Here is a 10243-nt window from a genome sequence, read left to right on the forward strand (position 1 = left end):
GCGTGACGCCGGGGTGCGCGGCCACATACCGGACCGCCCGCCCGGCCCGACCCGTCTGGTTCGCCTGGCCCGACTGACTCACCTGGCCACCGCCGCGGTGTTCGCCCGCAGCCGCGGGTCCAGCAGCGGGTAGAGCAGGTCGATCAGCAGGTTGATGGCGGCGAAGCCGACCGCCGCGATCACCACGACGCCCTGGACGACGGGCAGGTCCTGTGCACCGACCGCAGCCTGCGTGATCAGGCCCGTCCCCGGGCGGGAGAACACCGTCTCGACCACGACCGCACCCCCGATCAGATTGCCGACCAGCAGCCCGAGCACGGTCAACGCCGGAATCGCGGCGTTGCGCAGCCCGTGCGCGATCAGCAGCCGCCGCGGGGTCAGGCCGGCCGCGCGCATCGTGTCTGCCCACGGTCGGCGCAGGCTGTCGTGCAGGCTCTTGCCAACCACCTGCGCCACCAGCGCGGCGCCGGGCAGGGCGAGCGCGCAGGCCGGCAGGAAGAGTCCTCGCAGCCCCCCGCCGCCGAAGGCGGGGAACAGGTGCCAGTGGAACGACAGCAGCTGCAGCAGCATCAGCCCGACCCAGAACGAGGGCAGCGAGATGCCGGCGGCGGGCAGCGACCGCAGCCCCTGCCGCAGGGGTGCCACCGGCACGAGGTTCGCCAGCAGGCCGAGGATCGTGCCGGCGACGAGGGCGAGCACCAGCGCGGTCGCGCCCAGCCGCAGGGTCGACGGCAGCGCCTGCGCGATCATCGATGAGACCGGCCGACCGGTCTGGATCGAGGAGCCGAAGTCGCCGTGCGTCGCGTCGAGCAGGGCGTCGACGTACTGCTGGACCAGCGGGTGGTCGAAGCCGAACCGGGCGCGGGCCTCGGCGACCTGCTCGGGGGTCGGGGTGGAGAAGCCGTTGGTCCCGGACAGCATCAGGTCCACCGGATCTCCGGGCAGCAGCCGGACCGCGACGAACGTGACCGTGAACGCGGCCCAGACCACGGCCACCGCCTGAGCCAGCCGCCGGGCGATGTACACGGTCATGCCGCCGCCCGGTCCCCCCAGCTCACTCAAGCCATGCCTCGTGCAGGTCGAGCTGGGTGGATGCGGTCAGGCGCAGGCCGTGGACCTGGTCCGCCACCCCGTGGACGATCGTGTTCTCGTACAGCGGGACGGTGTCGGCGTGGTCGAGGATCCAGGTCACCGCCTTGGTCACCGCGATCTGGCGGGTCGTGGTGTCGCTCGCGGTGACCTCCTGCTGGAGATAGTCGTCGAGCGGGCTGGGCGCCAGGTGCCACAGGTTCGAGCCCTTGGTCGAGAAGATGTTGCGCAGGACGTCCGGATCGGCCCGGGTGGTCCCGACGGCGCTGATGTCGAACGCGCCGGCCGCCTGCCGCGAGACGTACTGCGCCGGTGGGACGGCGTCGAGCCGGACGTCCACGCCGATCCTGCGCAGCTGCTGCTGGACGGCCTCGTCGGCCGGCGGCATCGGTGCCGGGATCAACCAGGTGAGCGAGAGCCTCCGGCCGTCCCTGGCTCGGATGCCGTCCTTGCCCGGCAACCAGCCGGCGGCGGTGAGCAGCTCGGCGGCCCCGTCGGGGTCGTGGGCCAGCTTGGCGCTCTGGTCGACATAGCCGGGCGTGGTGGAGGCCAGTACACCGGTCGCCGGCTTGTAGGAGGAGTTGAACACCGTCGACACCAGGGCCGCGCGGTCGATGCCCTTCAGCAGCGCCTGGCGCACCTTCTCATCGGCCAGAATCCCCTGGTGGTTCAGTGACAGCGGGGGCGCCAGCCCAGGCGCGGACATGCGCACCAGCTGGAAGCCGTTGCCGTCGAACTGGCTCTGGTCGCTGGGCTGGATGTTCTCCCCCACCCGTGCCTGTCCGGAGCGCAGCGCGCCGGTACGGGCGCCGTCCTCGGAGACGAAGGTGAACCTGACCTCGTTCAGGTGCGCCACGCTCTTGTTCGTCGCCCGCGACGACGGCCAGGCGTAGCCGGCCCGCCGGGTGAGCACGGCGCCCTGGTTCGGGGTGTAGCTGCCCAGCACGAAAGGCCCGGAGCCGACGAACCGCCCCCGGCAGCGTTCGGCCAGCGGCCCGCTCGCGGTGGCCACCGACAGGATGCCGAATCCCGCGGTGGACGTCGCCTGCAGGAACTGGGAGTTCGGCTGGGCAAAGCTCACGGTGACGTGCGTCGCGTCGGTGACCGCCGTGCCGGTGTAGCCCTTGATGTAGGCGGGGGCGCCGTTGGGCGGCAGCTTCGCCAGCCGGTCGAACGTCGCCTTCACCGCCTGGCCGTCGACCGGAGTCCTGTCACTGAAGCTCGCTCCCGACCGCAGCACGAAGCTGAACTGCCGAGCGTCCGGGCTTACCGTCCACGACTGCGCCAGCCAGGGCACGATCGCGCCCGTCTTCGGGTCCTGACCGGTCAGGGAGTCCACCAGGCCCCGAACGATGTCCAGCGTCTGCAGCTGGCCCGTCTGTTGGGGGTCCAGGCAGCCCGGGTCCGCGTCGGCCGCGATCAGCAGGGTGCCGCCGGAGCGGGGGCCGGCCCGGTCTGTGCCCGCGGTCTCGGCGGTGGACGAGCTGCCGCAGGACGCCAGCACCGCCGCCGCGGCGACGGCTGCGGTGGTCGAGAGCATGCGGTGGGGGAGGCTGCGGCGAACGGCGGCGAGCATGTAACCCTTCTTTTTCGATAGAGAAGATGAACAAATAACGCGACGACAAGGAGCCCGCCGGTGGGTGTGAAGCGGCGGCTCAGACCGCCCGGCTACACCGATCTGGGCGGGCGGGGGGCGGAAGATAGTTAGTAGCACCTACCTTCCGGAACACAAACCAAAGTAGTTGATACTGCCCACCATCGTCAATACCAACTATGCAGGTGAAGCAGGGTGCCGCTCGCCGCCAGACGGGTGCCGCCTGAGCAGAAGCAGGCCCGTCGCGGCCGCGACGAGGCTGAGCGCGGCCGCGGCGAGCAGGGCGACGTGGTAACCGTGCACGGTCGCGGCGACCGCGCTCCGCCCGTGGGTGTGGGCGGTGACAGTGGCAGCGACCGTGACCAGGACGGCCAGACCCAGCGCGCCGCCGATCTGACGGCCCATGTTCAGCAGCCCGGAGGCGAGGCCGGCCTCGGTCGGCGCGACGCCACTCGTGGCGAGGACGGTGACCGGCAGCACGACCAGGCTCATCCCGACGCCCGCCACCAGCGTCGGCCCCAGCACGTGGACGAGGTACGCCGGCCGGTCCGGCACCCAGGCCAGCCACGCCAGGCCCGCCGCGGTGAACAGCGAGCCGACGACCAGCAGCGGGACGGGACGCAGCAACGGCATCAACCGGCGCGCGGCGAACGTGCCGGCGACCAGCACCAGGGTCCACGGGATCAAGGACAGACCCGTGCGCAACGGGCTATAGCCGAGCAGCTGCTGCTGGTAGACCGACAGGAAGAAGATCGTCGAGGTCATCAGTGCGCCGAGCACGGCAGTGATCAGGTTCGCGATCCGCAGGGTGGGGTGCCGGTAGATGCTGGGCGGGATCAGCGGCTCCGCCACCCGGACCTCGATCAGGGTGAACAGCACGAGCAGGACCGCCGCGCCGACCAGCGCGGCGATCACCTCGACCGAGCCCCAGCCGCTCTGGGTGGCCCGCGAGATTCCGAACACCAACGCAGCGGTGGCGGCCGTGACGATGACCGCGCCGGGATAGTCCAACCGTCGGCGCGGACCCGGGTGGGACGGGGCCAGCAGCCGGACGCTGGCCAGCAGGAGCCCGACCCCGATGGGGACGTTGACGAACAGCACCCACCGCCAGCTCAGCGCGTCGGTGAGCACGCCACCCAACACCATGCCCGCCGCGCCGGCGCTGGAGGCGGCGGCACTCCACCGGCTCAACGCGCGGGTGCGCTCGTCGGGGTCGGTATGGCTGGCAGTGATCAGGCTCAGGCTGGCCGGGGCGAGCGCGGCCGCGCCGAGACCCTGTACGGCCCGGGCGGCCAGCAGCGTCTCACCGTTCTGCGCGAGTCCGCCGGCGAGGCTGGCCAGGCTGAACACGATCAGTCCGAGCTGGAAGATCAGTCGACGGCCGAGCAGGTCACCGGCACGGGCGGCCAGCAGCAGGAAGCCGCCGAACGTCACCAGGTAGGCCGTGATCACCCACTGCTGGTCGGCGACCGACAACCCGAGTGCACGCCGCATGTCCGGCAGCGCGACGTTCACGATCGTGGTGTCCAACACCACCATGAACTGCGCCGTGCAGGCGATCGCGACGACCGCGGCCAGCGACACGTGGGGGCGGCGCACCGAGTCCGCGACCGGCGGACCGACGGAGGCCGGCGGGGCGGACGGGCCCGCGCTCACGTCGAACCCCCCACACGGACAGTGGACCGCTGGACCGAAGCCGAAGCCAACATCGTTGGTAGCACGTATAGTACGTATCACAAATAAAAATGGTCGGCAATGCAAACCTGTGGCGGTAGAGTGTTGGCACAGCGTCGGGAGGGGTGGAGATCCGCGGTGGGCACGACATTCCAGCCACCAGTGGCCCTGGTGCGGCTGTCCTACCTGGTCAACTCGATCTATGCTGATGTCTGCGCCGAGCATGGGGTGTCCGTGCCACAGGCCCAGCTGATGTGCGTCCTCAAGGACCAGCCACGCGGCATGGGTGAGGTCAGCGGGATGCTGCGGCTGGACAAGTCCAGCGTCACCGGCCTGGTCGAGCGGGTGGAGCGCCGCGGTTACCTGCGCCGCGCCATGTCGGCGACCGACCGGCGCGCCATCACCGTCTCCCTCACCCCGGACGGCAAGCGGATCACCGACGCCTTCTACGACGAGATCAGCCAGCGGCTGACCGACCTCGTCACCCGCGTCCCGGCCGCCGACCGCGATCATCTGACCCGCGTCGCCACCGCCATCGTGGTCGACGAGGGCGTCCCCGACGTCTTCGGCGCCCTCGCCTCCTAGGTCCTCGCCCTGGGCGTCGCCCTGCTCCTGGGCAGCACGCTGAGCGAGGAGCCACCCGTCGAAGCGGGAACGGCGAAAACATTCACCGTCAGCACGGCTTCGGGGACATCGATCACGGCGGACATCTGGTTTCGCTGTTACGGCGTCGTGCCGACCACCGACTATCTGGCCGAGGATCTGGCTTCCTCCCGGCTGCCGAACGGCCATCTCGACGTCAACGCCGGGCTGAACCTGCCCGGCCCGCCCGGGATTTCGCTGCCCCTCGGCCCGCGGGGCGGCGCGTCCTACGCCCCGTCCGTCGGCGTCCTGGGCGCCGAGCAGACCTCCCGGCTCAAGGGGACCACGATGCGGGTCGAGTCCTACATCGAACTACTCAACCTCACCTGACCGGCGGGCCATCGCCATGCGCCGTCACCCGAGGATCAGGTGGCGAGCAGCTTCTCGGTGATCTCGTGGAGCCGGGCGGCCTCGCCACGGTCGAACAAGGGGGTGTCGACGTCGATGCGCCGGCCTTCCACGAATGCGCTCAGCCGCTCGGCGGGCGGACGGTCCAGGCAGGGCAGAATCTGTCCGATGCTCTGCGCCACCGTCTTCCCGGACACCTTCAGACCCGCGACCGCCGCGGCGGTGGCCCGGTCATACTCCCCGGAGAAACTGGTCGACACGACGCCCGGGTTGAACAGGATGTACCTGATCGGGCTGTCCGGATGCACCTCGGCGAACCCGGCCCCGAGCAGGTCGTTGAGCCGACCGCCGTGGCCCAGCGCCCCGGTCCCGACGTAGTGCCGGCGCAGCTGCAGGTCGTTCCACTGAATCGGGCCCGTCCCGCCCGGTCCGGCAATGTTGAGAACGATCGGCAGCTCGGCGTGTTCCAGCGACGGCGCCAGCCCGTGGCTGAGCAGGAAGCGGCTCACGTAGAACAGCGCGAAGTTGCTCTCCAGGCCCTCGGCTGTCTCCGTCCGCACCGACCGGTGGTAGCGCGCACCCAGCACCAGGACGTCGACGGTGGGAAAGACCCCGGAGATCTCCTCGAGCAGCCGGATGTTCTCACTGACCAGGCTCAGATCCGCGCGCACGAAGTGGGCCCGATCGCCGGCACCGAGTTCGCGTGCGACGTCGAGGAACCGTTCCCCCTTCTCGGCGCTCTGCCCCACGACGAGCACAGCGTCGCCTCGGCGAAGATGGACGTCCGCGAGTGCCCGACCGATGCCGTCGGTCCCGCCTGTGACCACCATCATCCTCATCCAGATCCCCTCTCCGACCGATGCTTCCTCACGTCCGGGCCGATCCGCGGCCCACTGCGGCGACGGAGGCGACTTGACGGTGCCGTCAATTTCCGGAAATCTCCTTGCCGGAGGCCCGCACCGGCCTCGTGCCACCGCTGCGCCCCACCCCCGTGCCGCCCTCGTGCGGACTCCCCTCTCACCAAAGGATCTGCCATGTCGGTCGACGTCGAACGGCGCGGGCCCGTCACCATCGTGACGATCAACCGGCCGAAGGCCGCCAACTCCCTGGACGGCCCGACCATGTCCGGGATCGGGTACGCCTTCCAGGCGGCCGAACAGGACCCCGAGGTACGCGCCGTCGTCCTCACCGCGGCCGGCGACCGCATCTTCTGTGCCGGCATGGATCTGAAGGCGTTCCTCGCCGAGGGCGGTCTGGACGTCCCCGGGCCGGGTCTCGACATCTTCACCCGGCGGGTCTTCCCCAAGCCCGTGATCGGCGCGATCAACGGCGCCGCGGTTGGCGGCGGCTTCGAGTTGGCGCTGGCCTGCGACCTGCTCGTCGCCTCCGAGACCGCGAAGTTCGGCCTCCCCGAGGTCAGCCGCGGTCTGATCGCGGCAGGGGGCGGCACCCGGCTGGCGCAGCGCATCCCGCTGGCGCTCGCCCTGGAACTCGGCCTGACCGGAGCCCTCGTCAGCGCCGACCGGGTCCGGGAGATCGGCCTGGTCAACCGGGTCGTTCCGGCCGCCGACGTGCTGGACGCCGCGTTGGAACTGGCCGGGCAGATCGCGGCGAACGGCCCGCTGGCCGTCAGCGTCACCAAGAAGCTGATCGTGGAGGAGCTTCCGGTGGGCGACTGGGACACCATCGCCGAAACGGTGGCGCCGGTCTTCGCCAGCGAGGACGCGCGCGAGGGGGCCCGCGCCTTCGCCGAGAAGCGGACCCCCACCTGGATCGGCCGCTGAGGCTCATCCCACCGGCAGGCACCTACGTCGCGTCCAAGCCTCGTCCCGGCGATCATGGCGTCGGCTCAGGCTCCGCGGCGCGGGGCCGCGGCGACGAGGATGGCGATCTCGGTCTGGCCGGTGGGATGCAGCAGATGCGCCGTCGCGGGCTCGCCCGCCAGGTCGATCGTCGGATGACCGAACGCGCCGACTCCCCGGCAGTCCCACACCAGTCCCAGAGCCGGGTGGTCCGCGCGCAGCAACGCGCCGATCTCGCCGATCCGCGGGTCACCGGCGTGCAGATCCGCGGCCATGCGGAACTGCCGCGCGACCGCCAGCAGCAGCTCGGCCGGCGCCGAGGCGACGGCGAGCAGCCAGAGCACGTGGCGGCGCGCCGGTTCGTACCCGGCGGGGTCGCCCCAGATCCGGGCCCAGGCCGCGTTGGTGGCGACGATGTCGAGGCGGTGGTCGAGCAGCGCGGCCGGGCTGGTCGGCCAACTGTCCAGCAGGCCGGCCAGCCCACGCAGGTACTCACCGCGCGGGGCGACCGCCGGCGGCTCGGGCGCCGAAAGCCGGCGCAGGTGCCGGCGGCCCACCTCGTCGAGGCGCAGCACCCGGCCGACGGCGTCGAGGACCTGCGCCGATGCCGCCGCCCGGCCCTGCTCCAACCCGGTGTACCAGGTCAGGCTGACGCCGGACAGGGACGCAAGTTCCTCCCGGCGCAACCCCCGGCTGCGCCGACGCCCACCGTCGGGCAGCCCGACACTGGCCGGTTCGACCAGCCGGCGGTACGCACGCAGGCAGGCTCCGAGCTCCCGACGCCGGGCCGCTGCCGCCGTGGCAGCGGTGGCGGTGGTGGTGGCGGCGGCGGTGGCGGCCCTGGGTGTCAGTTCCAATGGCACCATCAGCACGCTCCTGGTCCGCATATCGGCTTCCGGCCACTCTGGACGTCATGATCCGTATCGGTGTCAACCTCGCTGCCGGCCTCGGCACTCCCGGTTCCGGCAACCTCATCGACGACCTTGTCACGGTCGCCCGGGCGGTGGCCGCCGCCGGGGTGCCCACCGCCTGGCTGCCGCAGGGCTACGGCTACGACGCCATCGGCGTGCTGACCGCGCTGGCCCGGGAGGTGCCGGGCATCGAGCTGGGCACCTCCGTCGTCATCGTCCAGCCGCGCCAGCCTCGGGTGCTCGCCGGGCAGGCACTGACGGCGCAGGCCGCGGCACACGGCCGGTTCACCCTCGGACTCGGCGTCAGCCACCCCGGCCTGCTGGAAATCTACGGTCAGCCGTTCCACCGACCCGTCGCCGCGCTACGCGCCCACCTCGACACCCTGCTGCCGATCCTCGACGGACGCCGGGTCCCCGGCGCCACCGGGCCTGGCTCCGACCCCGCCGCCAGCGCCGTGCCCGGCGCGACCGTCCGCGTCCCGGTGCTGCTCGGTGCCCTCGGCCCGACGATGCTGCGCCTCGCCGGGGAGCGCACGGACGGCACCATCACCTTTCTCGCCGGGCCCCGCACCATCGGTGACCATGTGGTGCCCTTGATCGACGCAGCCGCCCGCGACGCCGGCCGGCCGACGCCTCGGGTCGTCGTCGGGCTGCCGGTGGCGGTGACATCCACGCCGGACCGTATCCGCGCCAACCTCAGCGCGGAGTACGCCGGATACGCGCAGCTGCCCTCCTACCGCGCGGCCCTGGACCGCGACGGCTTCACCGAGCCGGGCGAGATCGCCGTCGTCGGAGACGAGGATGCGGTCGGCGACCAGCTGTCCGCCTACTCGACCCTCGGCGCCACCGATGTGCTGGTCAGCCTGGTCGGCACGGCCGAGGAACGCGCGCGGACCCTGCGCCTGCTCGGCGCCGTCGGATATCCGACTTCGGCGGCCACGTCGACGGGTACTGCCCCGCACGGAACTCGGGATCACTAACCTGAAGCGGCAGCAACCCACCCAGCCGGCCCAGGCGGTGACTCAGAGCAGTGCGCAGGCAGATCGGCGTCCGTTCCGCTGGTTCGATCTCGGTTGGGCTCGCCCTGACGTTGGCCGTGACGACGCTGGTCGGCGTACTCGGGACCAGCGCAGGCTCGGCCTTCCTGCCGGTCACGGACAGCGGCGCGTGGCTGTGGAGCACGGCGAAGGGGTGGGCCACCCACATCAACGGGCCGTCCGGACGGCCCGACTTCAACGTCCCGGTGCCAGACACCCGGGGACACCAGGTCGACCTCAGCCAGGACGGCATCTCCGTGCTGGTCTCCGACCGCGACACCGGCGTCGTCAGCAGAATCGACCCCGCCGGAATGGGACTGGTCTCCCGGCCCTTCGGCCACGGCCCCGACTCGTACCGGGTCGTCGCACACGGCGCCACCGCCTACCTCGTCGAAGACGCCACCGGCACCGTCATGCAGATCAACCCGACAACCCTCGACGTCATCGGAACACCACTCGACGTGAAAGCACCCGTCACCGGCGCCGGCATCACCGACGACAACACCCTGTGGCTGCCCGTCGCCCGCAGCGGCGAAATGCTCGCAGTCCGCGATGGCAAAATCACCGCACGGATCCGGGCCGGCCGGCCGGGCGGCACACTGGCGATGACCATCGCCGGTGGCCAACCCGTGGCGGTGGACGGCACAGCGCCCGCGCTGATTCCGGTGGCGGCAAAGGACCCGGGTGCGCCGATCGCCCTGCCACCGCCCGCCGGCGGGGGCCACCGGCTACTGGTCGCACCGTCGCTGGAAGGCCGGGTCGTGCCCGTCCTCGTCGACGGCACCGACGTCATGTTCCTCGTCGACCTGACCACCGGGCCTGGCCCACGGGCCGTGCGTACCGTGCAGGTCACCGGGCGGACAGCGGCCAGCCGGCTCGGCGCCCCGGTGATCGCGGGCGGCCGGGTCTACGTACCCGACAACGGCACCGGACAGGTCCTCGTCTACGACCGCAACCACCAACGCTTCGAAGAACCCATCCACATCACCGGCGGCCCCGGGGTCCTGACCCTGTTCGTCCGCAGCGGCTCCGTCTGGATCAACAACGCCGACGGCTCCCAAGCCGTCTCCGTCGGACCCGACGGTCACCGACGCTCCGTCGACAAATACGCCCCCGGTGTCCCCGAACCCGCCCACAGCGCCGACC

The 10243-nt window shown here is 71.5% G+C and carries 10 protein-coding genes; 5 read left to right on the top strand and 5 right to left on the bottom strand.

What is annotated here, in order from left to right:
• Positions 1–78 precede the first annotated feature (78 nt).
• The 3 genes from NBZ85_RS21170 to NBZ85_RS21180 form a co-directional block, all read right to left on the bottom strand.
• Complete coding sequence (locus NBZ85_RS21170) at positions 79–1062, bottom strand: ABC transporter permease (protein WP_261557814.1); 984 nt, start codon at positions 1060–1062, stop codon at positions 79–81.
• Positions 1055–2665 (bottom strand): ABC transporter substrate-binding protein, encoded by a 1611-nt coding sequence (locus NBZ85_RS21175; protein WP_261557812.1) that lies wholly within the window; start codon positions 2663–2665, stop codon positions 1055–1057. Before NBZ85_RS21175 ends, NBZ85_RS21170 begins: the two co-directional genes overlap by 8 nt.
• Positions 2666–2860: 195 nt before the next feature.
• Complete coding sequence (locus NBZ85_RS21180) at positions 2861–4339, bottom strand: MFS transporter (RefSeq protein WP_261557810.1); 1479 nt, start codon at positions 4337–4339, stop codon at positions 2861–2863.
• Positions 4340–4495: 156 nt separating this feature from the next.
• On the opposite strand from NBZ85_RS21180, the gene NBZ85_RS21185 reads away from it, so the two are divergent.
• On the top strand, positions 4496–4942 hold the full coding sequence (locus NBZ85_RS21185) for a MarR family winged helix-turn-helix transcriptional regulator (protein WP_261557809.1): 447 nt from the start codon (positions 4496–4498) through the stop codon (positions 4940–4942).
• A 147-nt stretch (positions 4943–5089) separates the two neighbouring features.
• Positions 5090–5329 carry a hypothetical protein gene (locus tag NBZ85_RS21190; RefSeq protein ID WP_261557802.1) on the top strand — a complete coding sequence of 80 codons (240 nt, stop codon included), beginning with the start codon at positions 5090–5092 and terminating at the stop codon, positions 5327–5329.
• A 35-nt stretch (positions 5330–5364) separates the two neighbouring features.
• On the opposite strand, the gene NBZ85_RS21195 is transcribed toward NBZ85_RS21190, so the two are convergent.
• Positions 5365–6177: an SDR family NAD(P)-dependent oxidoreductase gene (locus NBZ85_RS21195; protein WP_308205200.1), complete on the bottom strand. Its 813-nt coding sequence runs from the start codon at positions 6175–6177 to the stop codon at positions 5365–5367.
• 204 nt (positions 6178–6381) lie between these two features.
• Between NBZ85_RS21195 and NBZ85_RS21200 the strand changes: the two genes are divergently transcribed.
• Complete coding sequence (locus NBZ85_RS21200; protein WP_261557798.1) at positions 6382–7131, top strand: enoyl-CoA hydratase-related protein; 750 nt, start codon at positions 6382–6384, stop codon at positions 7129–7131.
• 65 nt (positions 7132–7196) lie between these two features.
• Here NBZ85_RS21200 and NBZ85_RS21205 read toward each other — a convergent pair whose 3' ends face one another.
• Positions 7197–8015, bottom strand: a complete 819-nt coding sequence (locus NBZ85_RS21205) for an MmyB family transcriptional regulator (RefSeq protein WP_261562465.1) — start codon at positions 8013–8015, stop codon at positions 7197–7199.
• A gap of 47 nt (positions 8016–8062) precedes the next feature.
• Here NBZ85_RS21205 and NBZ85_RS21210 point away from each other — a divergent pair, with 47 nt between their 5' ends.
• Both NBZ85_RS21210 and NBZ85_RS21215 read left to right on the top strand, forming a co-directional pair.
• Positions 8063–9040, top strand: a complete 978-nt coding sequence (locus tag NBZ85_RS21210) for a TIGR03564 family F420-dependent LLM class oxidoreductase (RefSeq protein WP_261557794.1) — start codon at positions 8063–8065, stop codon at positions 9038–9040.
• 116 nt (positions 9041–9156) lie between these two features.
• A partial coding sequence (locus tag NBZ85_RS21215; protein WP_498041255.1) for an NHL repeat-containing protein occupies positions 9157–10243 on the top strand: 1087 nt, incomplete at its 3' end.

Origin of the sequence: Frankia tisae, assembly GCF_025403405.1 — a bacterium.
GTDB classification, from domain to species: domain Bacteria; phylum Actinomycetota; class Actinomycetes; order Frankiales; family Frankiaceae; genus Frankia; species Frankia tisai.

Coding starts and splice junctions, on each gene's coding strand:
- NBZ85_RS21205 (WP_261562465.1), bottom strand. CDS start 8,015: ATGGTGCCATTGGAACTGACACCCAGGGCCGCCACCGCCGCCGCCACC.
- NBZ85_RS21200 (WP_261557798.1), top strand. CDS start 6,382: ATGTCGGTCGACGTCGAACGGCGCGGGCCCGTCACCATCGTGACGATC.
- NBZ85_RS21195 (WP_308205200.1), bottom strand. CDS start 6,177: ATGGTGGTCACAGGCGGGACCGACGGCATCGGTCGGGCACTCGCGGAC.
- NBZ85_RS21175 (WP_261557812.1), bottom strand. CDS start 2,665: ATGCTCGCCGCCGTTCGCCGCAGCCTCCCCCACCGCATGCTCTCGACC.
- NBZ85_RS21210 (WP_261557794.1), top strand. CDS start 8,063: ATGATCCGTATCGGTGTCAACCTCGCTGCCGGCCTCGGCACTCCCGGT.